Origin of the sequence: Paenibacillus sp. FSL R7-269, from assembly GCF_000517865.1 — a bacterium.
Classification (GTDB): Bacteria; Bacillota; Bacilli; order Paenibacillales; family Paenibacillaceae; genus Paenibacillus_AQ.
This window is the reverse complement of sequence record NZ_ASPS01000019.1, coordinates 69025-92574: the sequence shown is the minus strand read 5'-3', so window position 1 is coordinate 92574 and position 23550 is coordinate 69025. Positions and strand designations below refer to the sequence as shown.

Below are 23550 nucleotides of genomic sequence, written 5' to 3'. Positions count from 1 at the left end.
CATCACCTTTATATTTGCGGATTCATCCGCCTAAATGTCTATTCCTTAATCGAACCCAGCATGGCACCCTTAGCAAAATACTTCTGCAGGAACGGGTACACCATGACAATAGGCAGCATCGCCAGCAGAATGGCCGCATTCTGGACATTGGGTCCAAGGTTGGCCGCAAGCGAGGCATCCACCGCCGCCTCTGCTGAGATATTGGAGGCGCTGATCGCGACCATCTGCCGCAGGAGCGGTTGAATCGGCCAGCGCGTCGTATCATTCAGATAGATAACCGCCGAGAAGAATTCATTCCAGAACTGCACCATGAAGAACAGGGTGAACGTGGCGATAATCGGTTTGGACAGCGGCAGCACGATCGAGTAGAGAATTCTGAATTCCCCCGCCCCGTCAATTCTTGCCGCTTCGTCCAGACTCTCAGGCAGGCTCTGGAAGAAGGAGCGGATGACCATGATATTGAAGGCACTGGAGGCTGCCGGAAGCACTACCGCCCAGTAGGAATCGATCAGGCCCAGATTTTTGACGACCAGATAGTTCGGAATCATGCCTCCGTGGAAGATCATCGTGAAGAAAATAACCAGCAGCATGATCCGGCGTCCGGGCAGAAATTTCTTCGATAGGGCATAAGCCAGTGTAATCGAGACAAACAGGCTGAGTACCGTGCCCATCGCCGTGATAATTACAGAGTTCTTGACGGAGGTCAGGAACGTATTCGCATTCAGCAGATAGCTGTAGGCGTCCAGTGTCCAGTGCTTGGGCCAGATGAAGAAATTCCCGGCCATCGAATCTCCCGGCGGACTGAACGAGACTGCGATAATATATAGAAAAGGCAGAATAACCAGCAAGCTGATTAAGCAAATAATGACTACAATAATGGTGTCAAACCAGGTTGCCTTAAGCTTCATAACCTCTACACTCCTGTTCTTGTTCTAGAATATGCCTTCCTCGCCAAGCAGCCTTGCCGCATAATTGGCCCCGAGGACCAGGATCAGACTGGCTACGGATTTGAACATGCCGACCGTAATCGCGAAGCTGTAATTAAATTGCTCCAGACCGACATGGTAGACGAACAGATCGAAGACATTGGAGACATCGAGGTTAAGGCTATTGGTCATCAGGAAGATCTGCATGAAGTTGGAGTCCATAGAGGAGCCCAGACGGAGCAGCAGCAGAATCACAATCGTACCCTTGATGCCGGGAAGCGTGATATGCCAGATGCTCTGCAACCGGCTTGCTCCATCCACCTTGGCTGCTTCATACTGCTCAGGGTTAATCCCGGCCAGTGCCGCCAGGAAGATAATCGTACCCCAGCCCGCATCCTTCCAGATGGACTGGAAGATGACCAGCGGCCTGAACCATTCGTTGCTGACCAGGAAGTTAGCGCTGCCGTCAAACCACTGGCCCAGGTAATGGTTAATGACGCCCGAAGGCCCGAAGAAGGAGATCGTAATCCCGTAAATCACGACCCAGGAGAGAAAATGGGGCAGATATACGATGGTCTGCGAGACACGCTTGAACACCTTGAGCCGCACTTCATTCAGAAGCAGCGACAGGAAGATCGTGAAGGGAAAATAAATAATCAGATTCAGCAGACTGATCAGCAGCGTATTTTTCAGCAACATATAGAAATCGGAGGTTCCGAAAAACTGTCTGAAATTATCCAGCCCCACCCAGGGACTGTCCATCATGCCCTTGAACGGGCTGTATTCCTTGAAGGCCAGAATAAGTCCTGTCATCGGGATGTAATGAAAGGTGAGAAAGTAGAGAATACCCGGTGCTGCCAATAAATAAAAGGGCCATAGCTGATGAAACCGTTTGGGGCGTAAAGCTCTCTGCACGGGCTAAACCTCCTTATCCGATTGGGCAAGTGGAGAGGGAAAGCCCCCTCCTTTGCCTCTGTGTATTGTGTTGTTTTACTTCGTGGAATGCTCTGCTTTATACTGGTCCAGCAGTTCCTTGGTGATCTGCACCCCCGGACCCTTAGTCCAGGCATCAATTTCCTTCTGCACATCCTCCCAGGCTCCCTCGCCCAGCACATACTTCGTCATTACTGCACTCATTTTCTTATAGCTGTCCGGATTCTTGCTGGCGTACTGTGAGTTGTAGCTGAGGAACGGATTCTCCACTCCGATCTTGCTGATCGTATCTAGAGTCGCCTTTTGCAGCGCCAGAATGTCCGGCTCCTTGGAGTTCGCGTATACATATGGATCTGCGCGGTTCTCCAGGATGAAATTGTTCGGCTTATCCAGCTCATATTGCTTCTTCTGCTCCTCGGTCTGCACCGCAACCCCATTCTTGAAATCGCTGGAATGAATGCCGGTGACACCCGCTTTGGAGAACGCTACATTCTCCTCGGAGGCCGTGAAATCAAGGAAGTCTACAATTTGCTGCACTTTATCCTCCGGTACGGAGCTTGGAACCGCCCAGAGTCCGTAGTACCCGGAGAGTACAGAAGCGCCCTTCTGTCCGTTCGCGCCTTCAAGCACATCGACAATCGCGATTTCGGCCTTCGGGTCCGTCTGCTTCAGCTTCTCTACGTTGGTCTCTACAATATCACTGACATTCCCGACAAAAGCACCCGCTGTACCGGCCAGGAACTTACTCCGCGCCTGCCCCTGGTTCTTCAGTACAGGCGCATCCTTGTCGATCAGGCCCTTGCTCCACGAATCTCTCAGCCACTCCAGGAAGGCCTTGTATTCCGGCGTCTGGAAATCACGGACTACGTTGTCTCCATCCAGCTTCCATACGTTAGGAATGCCAAAGGCATACTGGAGCGGGAGGACACCCGAGAACGGCCCGGGGCTGTTCACACCGTCTGATCCGTAGATTGTGAACGGAATGGTTTTGCCGCCGCCCGCAGGGTCCTTCTCCTTGAACACCGCAAGCGCATTCGTCAGCTCATCCATGGTCTTCGGAACCGGCAGATTATACTTATCCAGCCAGTCCTTGCGGATCAGGATATTGGCTTCACCTCCGCCGTAGAGACCGCGCGGCCGGGGAATCCCGTAGGATTTGCCGTCAATCTTGGCCCCGTTCCAGACCACCTCATCAATCTGGCTGATATTCTTGGTCTTCGCAAGGTAAGGCGTCAGGTCATGAAAAGCGCCCATTCTCACCAGGTTGTTGAATTTATCGTCCTTGCCGCCATCCATCAGCAGCAGATCATAGGAATCTCCGGCGGATACCGCTACTGAGAGCTTATCCGTATAGGCTTCGGATGGTACGAAGGTTACGTTCAGATCTACATTGCCGCGCTTCTCCAGATCCTCCAGCGCCTTGTTGTTCGTCATCTCCGGCGGATTGCCGAACAGAATCGTCATGGCCTTGATGCTGGCTGGCTTGCTAGCCGCGCCGCTTGGTGTGCCGCCTTCCGGTGCCGCTGTGCTGCCTGCCGCTGAATTTTTTTCTCCGCCGCAGCCCGCCAGTGTAGTTAAGGCTAACGCCGCTGTAGCCATAAGCGGTACAAGCTTTCTCTTGTAACTCATTGTCATCCCCCATTTGCTTGTATTGGTTGCGTTTACATCGTCCTTACACTTTGGATTATAGAAGACGCCGGAGCTTAAGAACATGCCGGATTCCAGCCAAAGTGTCACCATTTTTAAGATTTGCCGGGCCGCAGGTATCTCCCTGTTCTCCAATGTACTATAATCTGTATAGGATAGCCTGCCCGGTATCCGAAGTCCAAAACCTTTAACGGATGTGACTCTATGAATTCACCCTTTTTCAGCTTTTTGCGGCGGAGCTTCTATATCAAGATGATTGTGGTCATGTTCGCCATCTCGGTGGTTCCGCTGATTGTGCTGTCATTCATCTCTGTAAGCGTATCCAGTACGACAGTGGAACAGCAAGTGAACCGCCTGAACGCCCAACTCGTCAATCAGGTCGTGGACCGGATCGAATTAACCATGACCCGGCTGCGGGAGCTCAGCGAGCAATACTCGCGGATCTCGTCCATTCAAAGTGCGCTGGTCTCGCCTTCGGCCCAATATTTTGAAGAGGTGGTCCGCAAAAAGGATCTGATCTCCGTGCTCAGCGGCGCCTCCGCTATTATCGGGAATGTGGAGGGACTGCAGGTCTATTCCGCTGTCACCGGAGAAGTCCTCTCCTCCACGGAAGCCCCGGCCATGCTGGAGGAGTCCCCGTACCGGCCGCTGATTGAAGCCTACCTGGCTTCGGGACGGCCGAATCTTTTTCTGGACAAGCACTCGCTGCCTGAGCTGGCTATCCTTCATTCGTCCACCTATTATATCTCACGCGTTCCCTTCGACTTATACAAGGACCTGAAGGGCGTGCTGCTGATCTCCATGAACAATAGCCAATACCAGCAGCAGATTGAGAATATTCAGCTGGGGAGCGAGGGCTCCATCTCCCTGCTGACAGAAGACGGCCTGACCATTGCCACGACCAGCAAGCTGGAAAAGCAGGCGGATACGCAGCGGGTGCAGGAGATTCTGAAGCGCTGGAAGGAGCTGAAGCGCCCGGATCAGTTCGCGGCAGGCTCCTCTATTGTCTCTGTCAAACAAACCTCCACCTATGACAAGTGGATCGTACTCTCGGAGATTCCGTCCAAGGAGCTGACGGCCAGCGCCGAGATTATCCGCCGGACGGTCACTTATTTTCTGCTGATACTGGTCTGTCTGGGGGCGCTCTGTGTGATCGGCTTCGGATATCAGCTCTACCGGCCTCTGCAAGCTGTGAAGCGGCAGGTCGATGCTCTGAAAAAAGGGAATTTCGAGGCCCGGGTCACCCATTTCGCCAATAATGAGATCGGGGATCTGGGCAGGATGCTTAATACCATGGCTGTCCGCATTCAGGATCTGCTGGCAGACCTGCATGATTCGGAGGATCTGAAGCGCAAGCTGGAGATTCGGGCGCTGCAGTCGCAGATCAACCCCCATTTCATGTACAATACCCTCAATACGATCCGCATGTTCGCCATGATGAAGGATTATGAGAAGATCAACTCCCTGATGGGACGGCTGGTGGCCCTGCTGCGGTATTCGATGGAGAATTTCGAGCAGACGGTGCAGCTCCAGCAGGAGCTTGATTATCTGGCGGATTATGTCGGGCTGCTGAATATGCGCTACAAATGCCAGATTCACCTGGAGGCTGACATTGAGGAGCCGCTGCGGGGCATGATGATTCCGAAGCTGGGTCTGCAGCCGCTGATTGAGAACTCCGTATTCCACGGCATTCTCCCGCGCAAGGCACCGGAAGGGCATATCCGTGTGCGTGTATACAGAAGTCCCGGCGGGAGCCATATTATTGTACAAGTCGGGGACGACGGGATCGGTCTGGAAGAGAGCGAGCTGAGGAAGCTGCAGCTCCATCTCAAGCAGGAAGAGTCTGCCGAGAACATCGGACTGCAGAATGTATGGATGCGTATGAAGCTGCTGTTCGGGGCAGAGACACAGATCCTGCTCACAAGCGCTCCGGGCGAAGGCTTGAGCATCCGCATGCTGCTGCCGTCCGGTAACGTTCTGATTAAGGAGGAGCATCATGAATCACTATAGAGTTGTCCTTGTGGAGGACGAGATTCCGGCAAGAACGGTCTTTCGGCATTTCATTGAGGAGCGCGCTGACCTGTTCACCCTTGTCGGCGAAGCCGAGGATGGCCGGGACGGGCTGGAGCTGTTCCTGCAGCATAAGCCTGAGCTGATTGTTACCGACATCACGATGCCGGGCATGAACGGGCTGGAAATGCTGCGCGAGATTGAACGGAGCGGGGCCCGTGCGCCGCAGATCATTATCCTGACCTGCCATCAGGACTTCCATTATGCCCAGCAGGCCATTCATCTGAAGGCAGCCTCCTATCTGATTAAGGATGACTGCCTCTCTGATCCGGGCCTGTTGACCCGGACGATGGAGGAGCTGGCAGTCCTGGCAGATTCACGCGGCGAGACGAGGGAGAATTATCTGCAGCTGGAGCAGCAGGTCCGCCTGAGCGAAGTGGAGATCGAGCAGAGCCTGTTCCTGGACATGCTGCGCAGCCCGGAGGCTGAGGCCAAATGGCTGCGCAGTCTTGCAGACTCACAGCTTCCGCTTCACGGCCAGGGCTTCATGACCCTGCTCTTGGAGCTGGACCGCAACTCCCTGCGCTTCCCGATCGACCAGCTGGAGGAGCTGAAGCTGTGGCAATTCGCCGGGGTCAATGTGCTGAAGGAGCTGCTCGGCAGCATAGGCCCGCATAAGGTTATCGCCTTAGACAAAGGGCGGTTTCTTGCCCTGTATACTGACAGCTTGAAGACGGAGAGACCCCGCTTCCTGGAGCAGGTGCTGGAGTCCTTGGCCGCGAATCTGCGGATGAGCTGCATCGCCCTGCTGTGCAGCTTCGAACAGGGGCTGGAGGAGCAGCCGGAGGCGCTGAAGCGGCTGGCTTCGGCGCCGTATCCGTTCTTTTACCGCTGCAATGAGCTTATCGGTATTGGGGAGTGGGGGCAGCTCTCCAGCTTCCAGCGGATTCCCGAGCCGCAGAGCCGCTTCTGGAGCAAGGTGCTGAAGAAAGCGCTGCTGGAGCCGCATCTCAGCACGGCAGCTCTGGAGCAGGAGCGCCAGTCCCTGCACCGTCAGGCCATGGAGCAAGCCTGGGACCCGGAGCAGATCAAGTCCCTGTACCTGAGAGTCTTCCTGGATATGAGCCATAACGTAATTGGGGCGGAAGGCGGGGCGGACCTCGAAGCGGAGCTGCGTGTACAAATCGAGCTGTGCCAGACATTCGTATCCGTACATGAGATCACCTGCGATTATTTCCGCAAGCTTCAGCAGCTTCAAGAGGGCGGCCGCAAGATCGATGCCTCCATCACGCGTATCATTCAACAGATGCGTGAAGATCTCAGCTATCCCTACAAGCTGGAGGAGCTGGCGGCTTCGATCAATTACAGCGTGCCTTACTTCAGCTCCATGTTCAAAAAGGCCGTCGGCGAGAGCTTTGTCCAATATCTGACCCGCCTGCGGATCGAACAGGCCAAGCTGCTGCTGCTCACCACCGACCACAAGACCTTCGAAATCTCCGAATCCATCGGCTTCGAGAATTACCGGTCCTTCAACCGGATTTTCAAGAAGGAGACCGGCGTCTCCCCCTCGGATTACCGCCGGCAGGGGACACAAAACACATAAATTCAGGAACTAAACCGTGAGGGCAACATGGATACTCTTCAGCCAATTGTGGTCGGTTTTTCGATTACATTGGGTACGTGTGCCGTCCGCTCAAGCCGATTGTGTCCGGTTTACCGTAAACAACCCCCGCCTTCACCGGAAATCCGGTGAGGACGGGGGTTGCTCTTGTTAACCTGTAATCATCCATCAGGAACGGCGGTTCACGAACATCAGCATAAGCATGGAAATGACAATGATTGAGCCGACCCACATCCAGGCAAGCGTCATATTGCCTCCGTCCACCGCTACATAGATCGCGGTAGGCACGGTCTGGGTGCGTCCCGGGATATTGCCCGCCACCATAATCGTCGCTCCGAATTCACCCAGCCCGCGGGCGAAGCCGAGGACATATCCGGCAGCCAGCGAACGGCTGGCCAGCGGGAGAGTGACATAGCGCAGCACCTGAAGCTCGCTGGCTCCCTGCGCACGCGCAGCATCCTCAAGGTCCTTCTCTACCCCCTCGAAGCCTGCCTTGACCGTGCGGTATACCAGCGGAAAAGCCACCACGACTGCGGCAATTACCGCTGCCCCCCAGGTGAACAGGATCGTGTGCTCTGTGAACTGTTCATACAGCCTGCCAATCCAGCTGCGCCGCCCGAGGAAGACCAGCAAGACGAAGCCGACCACAGTCGGCGGCAGCACCAACGGCAGCAGCAGGACTGTTTCGACCAGGCTGTGTCCGAAGAACCGGCGTCCCGCCATCTTCCGGGCCGCCAGCGTGGCCAGCAGGAATACGATCACACTGGTTAATACCGCAATCTTGATGGACAGCCAGACCGGGGCGAAAAAATCGGTCCAATTGATCTCCATCTCTTTTCACCCTATCTAATAGAAGTTACTTATTTCGCTAATTGAAAGCCGTAGCCGGTAAAGACCGAGCTTGCAGAAGCAGTCTGCACATAGCTGTAGAAGGCTTTGGCCTCCACCTGATGCGACGAATCTGTGACAATGCCCACCGGATAGTTAATCGCCTTGTGTACATGGCCGCCTACAGTCAGGGCAATCTTCACCTTCTTCGAGGTTAACGCGTCTGTCTTGTAGACGAACCCTGCATCTGCATTCCCTGTCTCCACATAAGACAGCACCTGACGGACATCCTTGGCGAAGACCAGCTTACTTTGCAGCGTATCCCATACCTTCTTCGCGGTCAAGGACTGCTGGGCGTATTGTCCGGCCGGAACCGATTCCGGCTGGCCCACGGCTACTTTTTTGAAGGCTGGAGCGGTAAGGTCAGTAATGGTTGTAAGCTTCGTATTCGAATCGGAAGGAACCACGACGACCAACTGATTCTTCAGCAGCGGCATGTGGTCAGCGATCAACCCTTTGTCCACCAGCGCATTCATCTGCTTATCACCTGCCGAGAAGAACAAATCCGCCGGAGCTCCCTGCTCAATCTGCTTCTGTAGTGTACCGGACGCGCCATAATTGAATACCAGCTTAACATCCGGATGCTGCTTCTCATACTGCACGGCAATCTTGTCCAGACTATCCTGGAGACTTGCCGCTGCGGAGACAATAATCTCCGTCTTTTTGGCTGCCGCCTCAACATCCCCTGCTGAACCTGCCGACACGCCCGCCATCATAATGAATACTAGTAATCCTGTTAACCACTTCTTCAGCATGTTCCATTCCTCCCAATCGCTATTTCGTATATTTTGAACATATTCTAGCAAGTTAAATCGAATTATACAATATATTTGATTATGTTTGTGTATGTTTAGTTATAATTAGTATTAAAATCAGGGATTTCCCTCGTCCACACAGCAAAAAGCCCCCGCCTATATATAGGGAAGAGGCCTGTTCTAGGGGTATTCGTAATCATCTTTTCACCAGTTCCAGTTATTCGACCTTGAAAGCAACCTTGAAGCTTCCTTTGGTTTCTTCACCCTTGATTTCAATCCGGTATTTCCCGTCTTTATCGGCTTTCACCTTCTCAGTACCGGATTCATTGGTTGCCAGTTCAGTAAGCACCTGATTATCCGGTCCGTATAACTTCATAGACAACTGGCCTTCTTCCACCTTGGATTTATAATCGATACTGATCGTTTCGCCGCTTTTCATACTCAGTTTCTTCTCCTCTGTACCCGTAAAAAACTTGTAGGAGCCGCTTATTTTGCTCTTCGTGCTGGACCCGACGTACATTATTTTCTTATCGCAGGAAGTCAGCAGCACCGATGCCATGATGATTAAGATCCCCAGTGTCATCCATTTCTTGTTCATATGCTTAACACTCCTCTGTATAGATTAGATGGCCGCAGTGCGGACAACGGATACCTTGATTGGCTACATCAGATGCAGCGTGAATGTGGTGCTGCTTCCTCGCGAGGAGATACAGGATCAAACCGATGAAGTTCGGAATATAGATGACCGCAGTCATCCACAGCCAGGCATTCATCCGGCGCCGCGAGGCATCCTTGTAAATGAATACTGCAATTAGCACATTGAGGCTCAAGAACAGCAGGGCCAGCAGACTCATCACAATAAGCCAGGTCAGATTCTCCTCCACATAATCGCCCATATACGGACTTATGCTGTATCCCAGCGCAATGCAGCTGGCCAGAACGATTGCCGTCATCCCCCCAAAAACAAACTTCTCAACGGTGAAGTGAACTTTCATAAGATCCTCCTCCGCTTCCCATAGTACGGTACAATAGTAACGTTCCGGCAACCATTGGAGACAGAATGAACAGCAGCCCCATGCTGATCTTCCACTGCAAAGCAGCCGGACCGGCCAGGAAATACAGTCCCAGCACCATGAATACCAGCCATTGCAGAGCCACTAAAATGGAAATCGCGCCCATTGTCCTGCGCCCTTGTATCCGCTGGATCGTATTAGAGACAAGCTCTGGAGATGGCGTAACAGGCAGCTTGAAATATTCCGTCAGCAGCCGGTCTTCGTCTCTCGGCTCCTTCATTTAGTTCATCTCCTTCATTAACTTGTGCAGCAGCTTCTTGCCATGATTCAACCGGGATTTGACGGTTCCGAGGGGAACTCCCAGCACCTCCGCAATGCCCTCATAGCTGAACTCCTCATAGTAATACAGCATGAGAGGGGCAAGGTAACGTTTGGGCAGACTCCGCAGGCATTCCTCCAGGAACCGATGCTCCTCATGCCGCAGCAGCTCCTCTTCTGCCAATGGAGCCGGATCTCTAATATGAATATGCTCCGAATCCGAGGACAACCAGGTCCAAAGGGCATACACGCTTTTCCACTTCCGGTAGTGGTCACGGTACATATTGAACGCCACCTGGAACAGCCAAGACTTAAAGGGACGCTCTACATCATACTTCTCCAGCTTGCGGAGCACACGTACCCATACCTCCTGGAACAAATCCTCCGCATCCTGCCGGTTCAAGGTAAGATGGCGGCAGAACCGGTATAAATCATCCCTATACCTGACAATGAGAAGCTCAAGATGCTCATGTTGACCGGACTTGCATCCTTCAACGAGCTGTTTGTCGGTCATCATCTGTTCTCCGCCGCCCTTTCAACCTACATTACGAAGTGTTTTGGATATTGTTCGAAAATTCACAAAGTTATTTTCGGGAAAAGTTGCGACTACTGTTCATGGAACGCTGAGAAACGAATCTCCTATTCAAACAGAACAAACTCACCCTAACGGGTGGGATATGCTCGTGCCTTCCTTCATAATAACATTTCATTAAATAATCTCCCTCAAAATAAAGAGCTATCCCAACAGCCATTGATATGGCTTGGGACAGCTCTTGATAAGATCTTAATTTCAATTCTTCATCCGCGGGTCCAGCACATCGCGCAGGCCGTCGCCCATCAGGTTGAAGCCGAGGACGGTCAGCATGATGGACAGGCCCGGGAAGACTACGGTCCAGGGGGCCTTCTGGATAAACTGCCGGGAATCGGAGAGCATCTTGCCCCACTCCGGGTCCGGCGGCTGGGCGCCGAGTCCAAGGAAGCCCAGGGCCGCGGCTTCAATGATGGCTGTAGCGATGCCAAGGGTGCCTTGGACAATGATCGGCGTCAGGCTGTTCGGCAGAATATGGCTGAACAGAATCCGCCCGTTTTTCATCCCGATCGCCCTGGCCGCCGTAATGTACTCCTCGGACTTCAGGCTCAGCACCTTGGCCCGGACCAGCCGCCCATAAGTCGGAATGTTGACGATGGCAATCGCGTAGAGCGCATTCTGCAAGGAAGGCCCAAGAATAGCTACAATAGCGATGGCCAGCAGAATACTCGGAAAAGCCAGCAAAATGTCAAACAGACGGGAGATCATCATATCCATCCATTTGCCATAGTATCCGGCGAGTATGCCCAGTGCGGTGCCAACAATGATCGAGCCGATTACGGAGAAAAATCCTACCCAGAGTGAAATCCGTGCCCCGTAGATCACCCGGGTGAACAGATCCCGCCCCAGATCATCCGTACCGAACCAATGCTCCGCCGACGGCGGCTTCAGGCGGTTCACTAATTGCTGGGCCTTGAAATCATACGGAGCGATCCATGGCGCGAGCAGCGCAATCAGTACAAAGAACAGGATAATGCCAAGCCCGGCCATGGCCGTCTTGTTCTTACGGAAGGCCTTCCACGCATCGCGCCAGGGGCCGGAGGCTTGATCCGCCGGAGCCTCAGGAGGTGGAGCCTGTAGTGCTGCCTGTCCCATAGCTGCTCCCCCTCACTTGTAATTGATGCGCGGATCAATAGCGGCATACAGCAGATCCACCAGCAGATTGATGACCACAAAGATAAAAGCGATAATCAGAATCCCCGTCTGAATCACCGGATAATCCCGCGAGCTGATCGCTTCAAAGATATAACGCCCTACCCCGGGCCAGGCGAAAATCGTCTCGGTCAGCACCGCCCCTCCGAGCAGCGCCCCCGTCTGCAGGCCGATTACCGTCAGCACCGGAATGAGTGCATTCTTCAGCGCATGCTTATAGACCACGAGGAACTGCGACATACCCTTAGCCTTGGCTGTACGGATATAATCGGAATTCATCACCTCCAGCATACTGGAGCGGGTCATCCGGGCAATGACCGCCATCGGAATCGTGCCAAGCGCAATACTCGGCAGAATGAGATGCTTAATGACCGTCCACAGCTGGTCCCACCGCCCGGCCAGAATTGTATCCAGCACGTACAGGTTGGTTATCGTCTCCACCGGATTGCGCTGGTCCATCCTGCCGATGGATGGCAGCCAATGGAGCTTCAGCGCGAAGAGCAGCTGCTCCATCAGCCCCAGCCAGAATATCGGCATCGATACCCCAATGAGCGCGATGATCATAGCCGTATAGTCGAACCAGGAATTCTGCCTCCAGGCGCTGAGGATACCGGCGTTCACTCCGACGAAGGTTGCGAACAGCATACTGGCAGCCGTCAGCTCCAGCGTAGCGGCCAGATACGGTACGATTTCCTTGGCAATCGGCGTTTTGGTACGGATCGAAGTCCCCAGGTCCCCCTGCACCAAATGACCCATGTAGTTAAAATATTGCTGCAGCCAGGGCTTGTCGAGGCCAAGCTGGTTACGCAGCGCCTGCTTGGATTGCTCCGTCGCCTTCTGGCCGAGAATGGTCTCGGCCGGATCACCCGGAATGGCATGGATGATGGAGAAGACGATCAGGGTCATGCCGATCAGCACCGGAAACAGCACCATCACACGTTTTATGAGGTAAGAGTTCAATTCCGTTCACCTTCCAAAGGTGTATTTATTCAAAATAAATCTCACTGTAATATTCTGTCCCTGTCGGTCCGGGAACAAAGCCCTTCAGATTGGCCTTACCGGCCAGCAGCGGTGTGGTATGAACCAGCGGAATCCATGGCGCATCGGCTTTGATCATCTCCTGAGCCTGCTTGTACAGCTCGGTGCGCTTGCCCTGGTCTATCTCCTTCTGGGCGCCGGTCAGGAGCGTATGCAATTCTTCATTCACATAAAAGGCACGGTTATTGCCGGGAATAGCATCCTTGTCCAGCAGGGTGTACAGGAAGTTGTCAGGGTCACCGTTGTCGCCGGTCCAGCCGAGCATGAAGATATCGTCCTTCTCCCCGGCCTTGGTGTCATCGAGATAAGTGGCCCATTCCGGGGACTCAATCACAGTCTTGACCCCGATCTTCTCCCACTCTGCTTGAATCGCTTCGGCTACCTTCTTGCCGTCAGGCATATAAGGACGGGATACAGGCATCGCGTACAGGGTCACCGGGTCAGGCAATCCGTCAGGATAACCCGCTTCGGCCAGCAATGCTTTGGCTTTGTCCAGATCATACTCATAATCCTTCACGCTGTCGTTATAGCCCCACAGGGAAGGCGGCATAGGATTGACCGCAGCCTGAGCCTGGCCGGCGAAGAATGCATCGATAATCTCCTGCTTGTTGACCGCATGGCTGAGTGCCTGTCTGACCTTCACATTGTCAAACGGCTTCTTCTTGAAGTTGAAGCCGAGGTACGCCACATTGAACGGCGGACGCTCAATCTTGGTCAGAGCGCTGCTATTCTCCAGCGTGGACAAGTCGTCCGGGCTCAGGTCTTCCATCAGGTCGATTTCCCCGTTTTGCAGCGCCGTGAAGCGGGCCGAGTTGTCCGGGATCGAGCGCACGATGACTTTGTTCAGCTTGGGAAGCCCTTCCTTCCAGTAGGCAGTATTCTTATCCAGCGTGATGGAATCGTTGCGCTTCCACTCCTTGAACACGAACGGGCCCGTCCCTACCGGCTCATTCTTGAAATTCTCCTTCTTCTCCTTGATCCCAGCAGGACTGGCAATTCCGAAGGTGGTCATGGCGATATTCTGCAGGAACGGCGCCTGCGGCTGGTTCAGTACAAATTGAACCGTCGACTCGTCCACCGCCTTCACTTCCTTGATCACCCGCGACCCGTCCGGGCCGAACATGGAGTCATAGTAGTCGAAAGAATCGCCTTCGAATTTGTATTCACTGGCCGGATCACTCCAGCGCTGGAAGTTGAACACAACGGCCTCGGCGTTGAAATCGGTTCCGTCATGAAACTTCACGCCGGGATGCAGCTTGAAGGTGTAGCTCAGCCCATCCGGCGTTACTTCCCAGCTGTCGGCAAGGGAAGCCTGGACTTCGGAGGTGCCCGGCTTATATTCGAGCAGCGAATCGAAGACCTGATGGGCAATCTTCAGCGACTCCCCGTCCGTCACAATCGCCGGGTCAAGGGAAGCCGAGTCGCCCCCGCGCCCCAGAATCAGGGTATCCTGTGCTGTCCCGGATGTCTCAGGTAGGCTTGCCGGAGCGTTCGTTGCCCCCGTATTCCCTCCGGTATTTCCTGTGTTGCCTGCGTTGCCTGTGTTGTTCCCTCCGCCGCAGCCGCTGAGCGCGAGCCCCGCGCCAAGCATCAGTACCAATGCGAGATTACCCCATTTCTTCATCTCCAGAAAGCTCCCTTCTTTCATTGAAATATCAAAGTGTTTATATAGAGCGGTGCAGGTAGCACAGCTATAAACCAAGGTTCTTCTGTATATGGCTCTAAGATGCATGCGGATCAGGCAAGCGGTGTATTGGCTTCTCCATCATAGAGATGACAGGCTGTGAAGTGTCCGGCTTCTGTCTCGAGCAGCGGAGGTCTGATCACCCGGCACCGCTCCATCACGCGCGGACAACGCGTGTTAAATGCACATCCGACTGGCGCATTGGCCGGACTCGGTACCTCCCCCTGCAGAATGATCCGCTCCTTGCGGATATCGGGATCAGGTTCAGGAACCGCAGAGAGCAGGGCCTGCGTATAAGGATGTTGCGGCCGGGCATAGAGCGTATGCTTGTCCGTAATTTCGACAATCCGCCCCAGGTACATTACTGCTACCCGGTCGCAGATATGCTTCACCACACTAAGATCATGGGCGATAAATATGTAAGTTAAGCCGAATTCCCGCTGCAAATCCTGCATGAGGTTAATGACCTGGGACTGGATCGATACATCCAGCGCAGAGACAGGCTCATCCGCGATAATCAGCTTCGGATGGAGTGCCAGCGCTCTGGCAATGCCAATCCGCTGGCGTTGTCCGCCCGAGAACTGGTGAGGGTAACGCTGCAGATGCACCCTGGACAATCCGACCACATCCGCCAGCCGCTCCACCTCTGCCTTACGCTGCCTGGCATTGCCGGTGGCGTGTACAATCATCGGCTCTTCGAGAATACGCTGCACAGTATGACGCGGGTCCAGAGAGGAGAACGGGTCCTGGAAGACGATCTGCATCTCCCGGCGCTGCTTCCGCATCTCTTCCGCAGACAGCTTCGTAAGCTCCTGCCCTTCGAACCAGATCTCACCCGCTGTGGGCTCAATCAGCCGGAGCAGCGCGCGGCCGGTGGTCGATTTGCCGCAGCCGCTCTCTCCTACCAGACCGAAGGTCTCGCCCTTGCTAACAGCGAAGGAGATATCATCCACAGCCTTCACACTGCCGCGGTCCCGGCTGAAGAAGCCCTTGTTCAGCGGATAATACTTCCGGAGTCCCTTGACCTCAAGCAGGCTCTCACTCATACCGCATCCTCCTGTGGACTGTCATGCAGCCAGCATCTGCAGCTGTGCTGTTCCTCTTGCCGTGTCAGCGCCGGAAGGCTCTGCATGCAGAGCTCCATGACCTCCGGGCAGCGCGGTGCGAACCGGCAGCCCTGCATATCTGTGCTGAGAACCGGCACATTACCCGGAATGGAGTAGAGACGTTCCTTAGCTTCATCCATCCGGGGGACGGAGGCAATCAGTCCTCTCGTATAAGGATGCAGCGGATTTTTGAAAATATCTCGAACACTGCCTTCCTCCACCACCTTGCCGGCATACATCACAGCCACACGGTGGCACATCTCAGCCACTACGCCAAGATCATGGGTAATCAGCATGACAGCAGTGCCTTGCTCCTCATTCAACTGGCGGATCAGCTCCAGAATCTGGGCCTGAATCGTTACATCCAGCGCGGTTGTCGGCTCATCGGCAATCAGCAGCTCCGGGCTGCAGGAGATCGACATGGCAATCATGACACGCTGGCGCATGCCTCCCGAGAGCTGATGCGGGTACTCGTCGATGATCGCTTCCGGCCGGGGAATTCCAACCTTGCGCAGCATACCGACAGCATGCTCCCGCGCCTCCTTCCTGGAGAGGCCGCGGTGCAGGCGTACCGTCTCCATAATCTGCTGGCCAACTGTGAATAAGGGATTCAGCGAGGTCATCGGCTCCTGAAAGATCATGGAGACCGAATCTCCCCGGATCTTGCGCATATCCTTCTCCTTCAGCGGGACAATATCGCGGCCCTTCAGCAGGATGCGTCCGTCTACAATTCTCCCTGAGGGGCTTGGGACAAGCTTCAGAATAGATAGGGAAGTAACGCTCTTGCCGCAGCCCGATTCCCCCACCACGCCCAGAACCTCGCCCGGGTTAATGTAGAGATCGACACCATCCACTGCAGGAACCTCACCGCGGCCCGTTAAAAAGTGAGTATGCAGGTTTTCAATGCTCAGAATCGGCTGGATCAAGTCTCTCCCTCTTTTCTGTTAAAAATTGAACGAAGGTCAAATGACTAGTTAGGAAAAATTATTTAAAAAAGTTAGATATATTAACCAATACCTAACATACTAAGTGATATAATTAACATTAGATACATATTACTGTTATTTAATGTATAACATTGCTATGGATATCCTATCTAGGCAAGGGGAATTTGTGCATATAACTAACCCTATGAATTTTATATGAATATATCAGAGCATAAAAATCCGGGGAAAATATACTTATCGTTATTTGTACAGCGACAGCCACTTCTCCAGTTGATGCTTCAGCACATCCCGGTAGTACAGCGGCTCCATAATCTCAGCCTCTTCCTTGTATTTCATAATCCAATGGACGAAGCCGATGTCCTGCTCCACAGCGACCTTGAAGTGCAGGCTGCGGTTCTGGCGGTCCACTCTGCTCGGCTTCACAAACATTTCCTCCTGCTTCAGCCGTTCCATCATCCGCTGCGAGAATTTGACTCTGAATTCAACCTGCAGGCTGTCCTGCTCCAGGGACCACTTCTGCTCCATGAAGGACTGCAGATCGAACTGATCTTTGGAGAACCACCTGTCCAACTGATTCACACTGGAGAAGCCGTTAATATGAAAGGTACGGATAATTCCGAAACGGTGACAGAAACCAATCAGGTGAAAACGATTCTCTAGCGGGACCAGGCAATAGGGATCAATCCGGATACCTTTTTCTTCGTAGGCATTCTCACTATAGTCGGCCTGTATGCTTCTCTGCTTCATCACGGCATCCAGAATGTCGGTCAGAAAGAGGGGCTGGTCTCCCTGAGATCTGCTATTTTCCGTCCAGTTTGGTCCGGCTTCCTTTTTCGTACGCTCCATTGTTTCTTCCCTTTCTGCCTTTTGCTTATAATCTGCCGCCATCACTTTCTCGTATGCATCTTCAAAGCCCGGGGGCAGCAAAGGTTTGATCTCCGCCATAATACTGCGCAACTGTGAAAAAGCCTCTTCTTCCTCTTCTGACCAATCCAAGGGGTACAGCGCGAAATTTCCGATAAAAGCATACCCCTTGCCGTGTCCCATATGAGTAATGGGGATATGCATGGCACTGAGCGCATCCATATCCCGATAAATCGTTCTCTCGCTGTTGCCGCATCGTTCCGCCAGCTCACGGGCCAGAATTCCCGGTTTGGCTTGAACTAGCGTAATGATGCGCATCAGCCGGATCAATCGGTCTGTCATATTCAGTTCTCCTTGACTTATGGTAAAATAGACCCATTATTTTTAAATAAACTAGTTATATATATCTATAACCAAGGATGTAATAACCGAGATAAGAAAATATAATAGAACTATTTTACTATGTTACCACATTTAGATATTACGCCTTTCTTTATCTGCTCCGCCGGGTGTGATACTATATTTGAGCCCTATGTATGGGTAATTCCTATTCTATCTACGCAGCTTCCCTGCAATTATCTCATTCCTGTCCTGCTGAGCGGCAGATTCTCTGCCTCCAGTCGTTTATACAGTGATTCCGCTTCTCTGAGCAGCTGCATATCCCCGGAGCGGGCAGCCATCAGGAGTAGTTGATCGGCCTGCCTGTGAAGAATCTCCGAGGGCACTTCCGGCTTGTTCTTCATCCGGGCCTCCTGGGCTTCCGCGATTAGCGCCTCTGTCTGCAGCAGTGCCAGATGCTTCTCCACATGGAAGCAGGAATGTGCCCCCAGCAGGTCGGTACGATGGGAATATTCGATTCCCAGCTTCTTGAGCGGCAGCTCGCGGATACGCTCCACCGTAGGCTGCTTGTATTGCCATTGCAGCCAGAGGGCTTCATGTATGCCTGCAGGCATACCCGCCATGATGAATTCCAGGGCGATGTACCTGCGCTGCCCGGAATGGATTTTGCCAAGCTTCAGGAGCAGTGATCTCCCCTCTCCTTCTTCTGCACTACACCCGTAACATCCTGTTACCTTGACATGACTTTCGAGCCAGACACGCAGCTCAATATCCCTGGCTACCACCTTGCGGCTCTTCTTGCGGAAATCTTCGCCTTGCGACACTCCTTTCCACTCCACCAGCAGCACTACTTTCTTGGCACCGCCCGCCAGAATACGCTCCTGGCTCCATGTAAACAACGTCTGAATACTTGCTTGCATATTTCCACCTCTTTCTTAATTTGGGTCTTCTATTAATGTACCAATATTGGCGGACAACTCCTTGTCATGGAATGTATGTTCGGTCCTATAATATCGACAAAAAAAGAGCCAACCTCCCCCTAAAGGGGATTGCCTCTTTACGAAAGTCTATCCTTTTGTCAAAATATGACGAACAAAGTTTTACGCATTACATCAATCTAACCCGTCTGCCCGCCTTCTCATGCCGGAAGAACAGCCCAAGGGCCCAGGTTGCACACAGCAATGCGAAGAGGAAGAACAGGAGTGACCACACAGGGGCCGGTAAAATGGTTAATCTGGACAGATTCGCTGCATCCCCTGCCCGGGAAGGTGTCACAACGGAAGCATAGACCAGGAATAAGGTCCCCATTACGGACTCCTCCAGGGTCAGGAACGCAAGAAACAGGTAGTACACCTTGCTGACCTTCGGCCAGAGGAACAGCATCGCAGCATTCAGCAGAATGAAGCCGCTCAGCCAGATCATCCCGAAGCCACCCCTCACATAGAGCACAAGCATAATTAGCGCAACCATGCTGGCCAGAACCAGCCCCCATTCCCGCTTATCTCTACTATAGAAATAGAAGAGCAGCAACGCAAACAGTGAAGCCAGAGGATAACCCGCCAGCGACACCAGGATCGCCTTGCCTCCGGCAGCAATCGCCGAATAGGTCACACCGCTGTGATCAGAATACAGCTCAATGCGCAGCACATTGCCGGAGAGCAGCAGAGTCATCAGCGCGTGGCCGAATTCATGGAACATGGTATCCAGATTACGGAATAAGGAGGAGAACGGAATAAACCGGGTTAACAGGGCGGAGCCCGCCAGGAACAACAGTGTTTTGAGCCATTTATTCATTGAATACAGCCCCTTTCCGTTCACAGTATACGTTAATTTGCAGCGACACTCAATATCGCGGGAACCATCTCTGGCTTAACGCTGTATTACCTGTATGGTTCTCTGTATGGTTCTCTGTATGGTTCTCTGTATGGACCTGAAGGGTAATTATGCCTACAGCCTTCCAGGTTGTTCAAACGGCAAGCAGCTATGATAAAATAGGAAGACAATAGCTCTAACAGGTGGTGATCAGTTGATGAAAAGACGGGTAACAGGAGTGATGCTGAAGCTGCTGGGTTCGTCCCTGCTTCTGCTTGGCCTTACTCTCACTTGGCCTGCCCCCGAGGCCAAGGCCAATTATCTGAATGATATATACAATGGAATACAGAGCTTCTCGGAGCTTCCCGGAGAAGTCACCAAGCTGCAGGAGAGTTACCAGAAGACTGCAGAAGAGCTTCAGCAGACGAAGGAGGATCTCGGTGAAGCCAAGGACCAGCTGACGGACAGCCTGCAGCAAATGCAGACGTATCAGTCCCAGAATGCCGCCCTGCAGGAGCAGAACCGTCAGCTCAGCCAGGTCGTGGACGAGCTGAAGAACGACCGGACAGCGAGAGAGAATTATTTCAACCGGATCAAGGTGACGGTCATCTCCGGGATTGCTCTTCTTCTCGGCTACTTCCTGCTGATCCGGGTGCTGCGCTTCACAATGCGCCACCGCTCCAGAAGAAGTGACCGGCTGCGTTAAGGAGGATGAATGAAGAATGAATATTGACATTCAGGATGAAGGCGACAGCGGCAGCGGACAGGCGGTTGCTTTTACTATTCAGGAGAACGAGGAGGTCCATGTGCTGCACCCGCAGCAGATTATTGCTTACCAGGGCCCTTCGGCAGGACGTGCCGACCGGTTCATGGATGTGAAGGGCATGTACCGCAAGCGCAAGCTGATCCGGGCGGATCTGACCGGCCCTTGCCGGTTCACAGCCGCGCTGCCGCCCGGCTACCGGGTCAAGACCATCCAGCTCGACAGCAAAAGCGATCTGCTCTACGACTTCAGGCATCTCTTCTTCTACAGCAAGGGAGTCACGATGCAGACGAGAGTCCTGAGCATGAAGAATATGCTGATTACCCGTGATATCGTCAAGGTCAAATTCTCCGGCCGCGGCAGCATAGGCATTCTGACAGAGGGCACGGTCTGCGAAGCGGAGCTGCATCCCTTTGATCCGCTGTATGTCGATGCCGGGAGCATTATCGCTTATCCTGAGAACGCCAAGCTGGAGCTGACGGTCTACGGCAACCATCTCGCCAGCCAGCATATGAGCTATCACTGGAAGATGACCGGCCACGGGCCTGTGCTGTTCCAGGCCGGACGCCAGAGCAGACGCTTCGAGCGCGACAATAATGAAGATGGCATAATCAAGCGATTCCTGCGGGAGGCACTGCCCTTCGGCGGTGTATTTATTAAGTAAGTGGAAACGGCATTGCCGTCTTTTTAAAGGACGGTACCGTTTCAGCGAGAAATAGAAGGATAAGTTATCGTGTGAAACATATAAATTCTTATATTTTAAGCAAAGAGCGCCCGCATGTGTAACGCGGGCGCTCTTCTATATGTCCTGTGCGGAATTACGCAAGTGGAAACGGCATTGCCGTCCTTTAAAAGGACGGTACCGTTTCAGCGAGAAATAGAAGGATAACGTATAGCGTGAAACCTATACGTTCTTATATTCCAGGTAAGCGTTCAGCATCCAGGCTGTCTTCTCTACACTTGTCCGGATTCCGATCAGCAGATCGGCGGTAGGCTGGTCGCTGACCTCCTCTGCGCTAGTAATGCCCTGCTTCAGCTCTTCAGCTACGGCAGCGAAGTCTTGAACCAGCTGTGCCACCATTTCCTTCGCGCTCTCACCGCCCGCGGCTTCCTTCAGGCTGGAGAGCTTCAGGTACTCTGCCATGGTGGAAGCAGGGCGTCCGCCGATGGCGAGCAGCCGTTCAGCCAGCTCATCCACATAACCCGCAGCTTCGTTGTACAGCTCTTCGAATTTCTCATGCAGCGTGAAGAATTGAGTTCCGCTGACATACCAGTGGTAGTGATGCAGCTTCACTCCCAGCAACGTCCAGTTCGCGGTCTGACGGTTCAGGACAGCATGCAGTGCAGTGTGGCTATTAACTTGTGTACTCATTCAAAAAACCTCCCGGAGTGTGTATTTTACAACGTATTGTATTTAGACTCATTCTAAATCTATATACAATTTAACATACTTTTTTACGTATTGCAATCTATTGTCCTGCAGCCTTGATGTATTGCACATTCTAGCATTCTTCCGGGAGCCTATCCTATAATTTGAATCACAATTCTGCAAAAGCACATGGATTGACATAAATCACCTGAACCGGAAGAGAAGCTTACATCCCTCCCGTAGGATGTCCCTTATACCGTAGGGATATCCTTCTCTGCCGCCCGTCCCAAGCCGCTGCGGAAGATGGCGCGCATCTCCTCCCGCTTGCTTTTGGGACTAAGCACATATACCGTATCTCCAGGTTCAATAACCGTGCTGCCATGCGGCGTCACAATGGTCTTGTTCCGTATAATGGCCGTGAACAGAATATCGTCCGGCAGGCCGATCTCTGCAATCTGCATGCCCGCAATCGGCATCTGCCGCTCAATTCCGATATGATTGAATTCGGAATCGGTCTTCCCGAGCGCGACCAGCTCCATCAAGGAGGGCTGGGACCCAGGCTCCCGGCCCACCAGCCTCAGCCGCGAGGCCAGAGGCGAAATGGTGGTTCCCTGAATCACTGCCGAGGTCAGGACCACGAAGAATACGACATTGAAGAATAGCCTGCCATGCGGCAGCCCCGCGAGCAGCGGGTAGGTCGCCAGGACAATCGGGACGGCTCCCCGGAGCCCGGCCCAGGAGATCAGTAGCTTTTCACGGAAAGAGAACCGCGACACAAGCAGGCTGAGGAATACGCCAAGCGGTCTTGCTAGGGCCATCAGGATGACAGACAGCAGCAGCCCTTGCCAGGCCACAGCCGCCAGCTCCTGCGGGAAGACCAGCATCCCGAGCAGAATGAACATGGCAATCTGCATCATCCAGGCGAAGCCATGATTGAAGTTCATAATGGTGCGGTGGTACATCAGCTCGGAATTCCCCAGCACCAGGCCCATAACATAGACGGCAAGCAGCCCGCTGCTGTGTACCATGGCCGAGACCCCGTAAGTCAGAACTGCGAAGCCGACCGCCATGACCGGATACAGCCCGGTGGAATCCAGATTAATCCGGTTAATCAGATACACTGCAAGCTTGCCAATGATGATCCCGATCAGCAGCCCTACCCCCATCTCCCAGAAGAACGACAGCACCAGGCTCCAGACTGCAGTATCCGGGTGCTGCACCCATTCAATCAGCGACACGGTAAGGAATACAGCCATCGGATCATTACTGCCGGATTCGGCTTCAAGCGTCGAGGTTAGCCGTTTGTCGATATTTTTGCCGCCCAGCACGGAGAATACCGCCGCTGCATCTGTGGAGCCGACAATGGCCCCGAACAGGAAGCTCTCCGCCCAGGGTACACCGAGTACGAATTTGGCAAAAATACCAACGATCACCGTAGTCAGCAGTACCCCGAGTGTAGCAAGCGACAACGCCGGCTTCAAAATCGGGCGAATATCCTTCATGCTCGTCTGCATGCCGCCCTCAAACAGAATCACCACCAGGGCAAAAATGCCGGCAATCTGCGTGAGTGAAGCATTGTTGAAATAAATAAAATGGCTGAGCACCATGCCGGCTGCAATAAACAGGACCAGAGCAGGCATGCCAAAACGGGTGGAGAATTTGGTGGAGAGCACGGCGATCAGCAGCAAAGCCGCCAGCAGCAGGATGATTTGATCTGCAAGATGAGTCATGAACCGGTTCACACCTTCCCCGGAGCCGGGTATCCGCCATAGCCCC

At 53.4% G+C, this 23550-nt stretch carries 23 protein-coding genes; 4 read left to right on the top strand and 19 right to left on the bottom strand.

Translation table 11 applies throughout. The features are described from left to right. Positions 1-38: 38 nt before the first annotated feature. The 3 genes from C162_RS09000 to C162_RS08990 all read right to left on the bottom strand — a co-directional run bounded on the left by C162_RS09000 (position 39) and on the right by C162_RS08990 (position 3488). On the bottom strand, positions 39-908 hold the full coding sequence (locus tag C162_RS09000) for a carbohydrate ABC transporter permease (RefSeq protein WP_036693658.1): 870 nt from the start codon (positions 906-908) through the stop codon (positions 39-41). Between the two features lie 24 nt (positions 909-932). After that, the gene (locus C162_RS08995) at positions 933-1841 is read right to left on the bottom strand and encodes an ABC transporter permease (protein ID WP_036693657.1); all 909 of its coding nucleotides are present in this window, start codon (positions 1839-1841) and stop codon (positions 933-935) included. 75 nt (positions 1842-1916) lie between these two features. Continuing rightward, a complete protein-coding gene (locus tag C162_RS08990; protein ID WP_162174450.1) occupies positions 1917-3488 on the bottom strand; it encodes an extracellular solute-binding protein in 1572 nt (523 codons plus the stop codon). 222 nt (positions 3489-3710) lie between these two features. On the opposite strand from C162_RS08990, the gene C162_RS08985 reads away from it, so the two are divergent. Beyond that, positions 3711-5516: a sensor histidine kinase gene (locus C162_RS08985; RefSeq protein WP_036693653.1), complete on the top strand. Its 1806-nt coding sequence runs from the start codon at positions 3711-3713 to the stop codon at positions 5514-5516. Then, positions 5503-7119, top strand: coding sequence for a helix-turn-helix domain-containing protein (locus tag C162_RS08980; protein ID WP_036693652.1), 1617 nt, complete (start codon positions 5503-5505; stop codon positions 7117-7119). Before C162_RS08985 ends, C162_RS08980 begins: the two co-directional genes overlap by 14 nt. Before the next feature lie 186 nt (positions 7120-7305). Here the strand turns inward: C162_RS08980 and modB are convergent, their stop codons facing one another. From modB to C162_RS08910, 14 genes are all read right to left on the bottom strand, one after another. Further along, entirely contained in the window at positions 7306-7968 is a 663-nt protein-coding gene (gene modB / locus C162_RS08975) for a molybdate ABC transporter permease subunit (protein ID WP_036693651.1), read from the bottom strand. A gap of 29 nt (positions 7969-7997) precedes the next feature. Then, the gene (modA, locus tag C162_RS08970; RefSeq protein WP_036693649.1) at positions 7998-8780 is read right to left on the bottom strand and encodes a molybdate ABC transporter substrate-binding protein; all 783 of its coding nucleotides are present in this window, start codon (positions 8778-8780) and stop codon (positions 7998-8000) included. A 217-nt stretch (positions 8781-8997) separates the two neighbouring features. Then, positions 8998-9378 (bottom strand): hypothetical protein, encoded by a 381-nt coding sequence (locus tag C162_RS08965; RefSeq protein WP_036693647.1) that lies wholly within the window; start codon positions 9376-9378, stop codon positions 8998-9000. A gap of 4 nt (positions 9379-9382) precedes the next feature. After that, positions 9383-9775, bottom strand: a complete 393-nt coding sequence (locus C162_RS08960) for a PLDc N-terminal domain-containing protein (protein WP_036693646.1) — start codon at positions 9773-9775, stop codon at positions 9383-9385. After that, positions 9753-10073, bottom strand: coding sequence for a hypothetical protein (locus tag C162_RS08955; RefSeq protein ID WP_036693644.1), 321 nt, complete (start codon positions 10071-10073; stop codon positions 9753-9755). The genes C162_RS08960 and C162_RS08955 overlap by 23 nt, the downstream gene beginning before the upstream one ends. Beyond that, positions 10074-10628 (bottom strand): RNA polymerase sigma factor, encoded by a 555-nt coding sequence (locus C162_RS08950; RefSeq protein ID WP_083677904.1) that lies wholly within the window; start codon positions 10626-10628, stop codon positions 10074-10076. Positions 10629-10901: 273 nt separating this feature from the next. Next, a complete protein-coding gene (nikC, locus tag C162_RS08945; RefSeq protein ID WP_036693642.1) occupies positions 10902-11795 on the bottom strand; it encodes a nickel transporter permease in 894 nt (297 codons plus the stop codon). Positions 11796-11807: 12 nt separating this feature from the next. Further along, on the bottom strand, positions 11808-12812 hold the full coding sequence (locus C162_RS08940; protein WP_036693641.1) for an ABC transporter permease: 1005 nt from the start codon (positions 12810-12812) through the stop codon (positions 11808-11810). A 25-nt stretch (positions 12813-12837) separates the two neighbouring features. Continuing rightward, entirely contained in the window at positions 12838-14514 is a 1677-nt protein-coding gene (locus C162_RS08935) for an ABC transporter substrate-binding protein (RefSeq protein WP_156949582.1), read from the bottom strand. A gap of 113 nt (positions 14515-14627) precedes the next feature. Next, on the bottom strand, positions 14628-15620 hold the full coding sequence (locus tag C162_RS08930) for an ABC transporter ATP-binding protein (protein WP_036693639.1): 993 nt from the start codon (positions 15618-15620) through the stop codon (positions 14628-14630). Further along, the gene (locus tag C162_RS08925) at positions 15617-16606 is read right to left on the bottom strand and encodes an ABC transporter ATP-binding protein (RefSeq protein ID WP_036693637.1); all 990 of its coding nucleotides are present in this window, start codon (positions 16604-16606) and stop codon (positions 15617-15619) included. Before C162_RS08925 ends, C162_RS08930 begins: the two co-directional genes overlap by 4 nt. Before the next feature lie 261 nt (positions 16607-16867). Next, a complete protein-coding gene (locus C162_RS08920) occupies positions 16868-17833 on the bottom strand; it encodes a helix-turn-helix transcriptional regulator (protein ID WP_036693636.1) in 966 nt (321 codons plus the stop codon). A gap of 233 nt (positions 17834-18066) precedes the next feature. Next, positions 18067-18750 carry a hypothetical protein gene (locus C162_RS08915; protein WP_036693634.1) on the bottom strand — a complete coding sequence of 228 codons (684 nt, stop codon included), beginning with the start codon at positions 18748-18750 and terminating at the stop codon, positions 18067-18069. A gap of 187 nt (positions 18751-18937) precedes the next feature. Continuing rightward, positions 18938-19624, bottom strand: a complete 687-nt coding sequence (locus tag C162_RS08910) for a M50 family metallopeptidase (RefSeq protein WP_036693633.1) — start codon at positions 19622-19624, stop codon at positions 18938-18940. Positions 19625-19856: 232 nt separating this feature from the next. Here C162_RS08910 and C162_RS08905 point away from each other — a divergent pair, with 232 nt between their 5' ends. Then, positions 19857-20348 carry a hypothetical protein gene (locus tag C162_RS08905; RefSeq protein WP_143804286.1) on the top strand — a complete coding sequence of 164 codons (492 nt, stop codon included), beginning with the start codon at positions 19857-19859 and terminating at the stop codon, positions 20346-20348. 16 nt (positions 20349-20364) lie between these two features. Then, on the top strand, positions 20365-21069 hold the full coding sequence (locus C162_RS08900) for an AIM24 family protein (protein WP_036693630.1): 705 nt from the start codon (positions 20365-20367) through the stop codon (positions 21067-21069). 240 nt (positions 21070-21309) lie between these two features. Here the strand turns inward: C162_RS08900 and C162_RS08895 are convergent, their stop codons facing one another. Further along, positions 21310-21777 carry a Dps family protein gene (locus C162_RS08895; protein WP_036693628.1) on the bottom strand — a complete coding sequence of 156 codons (468 nt, stop codon included), beginning with the start codon at positions 21775-21777 and terminating at the stop codon, positions 21310-21312. A gap of 248 nt (positions 21778-22025) precedes the next feature. Then, the gene (locus C162_RS08890; RefSeq protein WP_036693626.1) at positions 22026-23504 is read right to left on the bottom strand and encodes a potassium/proton antiporter; all 1479 of its coding nucleotides are present in this window, start codon (positions 23502-23504) and stop codon (positions 22026-22028) included. Positions 23505-23550: the final 46 nt, after the last annotated feature.

What these genes read in the sequence shown, in the direction of transcription:
- C162_RS09000 (WP_036693658.1), bottom strand. Translation starts at nt 908, where the DNA reads ATGAAGCTTAAGGCAACCTGGTTTGACACCATTATTGTAGTCATTATT.
- C162_RS08990 (WP_162174450.1), bottom strand. Translation starts at nt 3,488, where the DNA reads ATGAGTTACAAGAGAAAGCTTGTACCGCTTATGGCTACAGCGGCGTTA.
- C162_RS08985 (WP_036693653.1), top strand. Translation starts at nt 3,711, where the DNA reads ATGAATTCACCCTTTTTCAGCTTTTTGCGGCGGAGCTTCTATATCAAG.
- C162_RS08980 (WP_036693652.1), top strand. Translation starts at nt 5,503, where the DNA reads ATGAATCACTATAGAGTTGTCCTTGTGGAGGACGAGATTCCGGCAAGA.
- modB (WP_036693651.1), bottom strand. Translation starts at nt 7,968, where the DNA reads ATGGAGATCAATTGGACCGATTTTTTCGCCCCGGTCTGGCTGTCCATC.
- modA (WP_036693649.1), bottom strand. Translation starts at nt 8,780, where the DNA reads ATGCTGAAGAAGTGGTTAACAGGATTACTAGTATTCATTATGATGGCG.
- C162_RS08965 (WP_036693647.1), bottom strand. Translation starts at nt 9,378, where the DNA reads ATGAACAAGAAATGGATGACACTGGGGATCTTAATCATCATGGCATCG.
- C162_RS08960 (WP_036693646.1), bottom strand. Translation starts at nt 9,775, where the DNA reads ATGAAAGTTCACTTCACCGTTGAGAAGTTTGTTTTTGGGGGGATGACG.
- C162_RS08955 (WP_036693644.1), bottom strand. Translation starts at nt 10,073, where the DNA reads ATGAAGGAGCCGAGAGACGAAGACCGGCTGCTGACGGAATATTTCAAG.
- C162_RS08950 (WP_083677904.1), bottom strand. Translation starts at nt 10,628, where the DNA reads ATGATGACCGACAAACAGCTCGTTGAAGGATGCAAGTCCGGTCAACAT.
- nikC (WP_036693642.1), bottom strand. Translation starts at nt 11,795, where the DNA reads ATGGGACAGGCAGCACTACAGGCTCCACCTCCTGAGGCTCCGGCGGAT.
- C162_RS08935 (WP_156949582.1), bottom strand. Translation starts at nt 14,514, where the DNA reads ATGAAGAAATGGGGTAATCTCGCATTGGTACTGATGCTTGGCGCGGGG.
- C162_RS08930 (WP_036693639.1), bottom strand. Translation starts at nt 15,620, where the DNA reads ATGAGTGAGAGCCTGCTTGAGGTCAAGGGACTCCGGAAGTATTATCCG.
- C162_RS08920 (WP_036693636.1), bottom strand. Translation starts at nt 17,833, where the DNA reads ATGACAGACCGATTGATCCGGCTGATGCGCATCATTACGCTAGTTCAA.
- C162_RS08915 (WP_036693634.1), bottom strand. Translation starts at nt 18,750, where the DNA reads ATGCAAGCAAGTATTCAGACGTTGTTTACATGGAGCCAGGAGCGTATT.
- C162_RS08910 (WP_036693633.1), bottom strand. Translation starts at nt 19,624, where the DNA reads ATGAATAAATGGCTCAAAACACTGTTGTTCCTGGCGGGCTCCGCCCTG.
- C162_RS08900 (WP_036693630.1), top strand. Translation starts at nt 20,365, where the DNA reads ATGAATATTGACATTCAGGATGAAGGCGACAGCGGCAGCGGACAGGCG.
- C162_RS08895 (WP_036693628.1), bottom strand. Translation starts at nt 21,777, where the DNA reads ATGAGTACACAAGTTAATAGCCACACTGCACTGCATGCTGTCCTGAAC.
- C162_RS08890 (WP_036693626.1), bottom strand. Translation starts at nt 23,504, where the DNA reads ATGACTCATCTTGCAGATCAAATCATCCTGCTGCTGGCGGCTTTGCTG.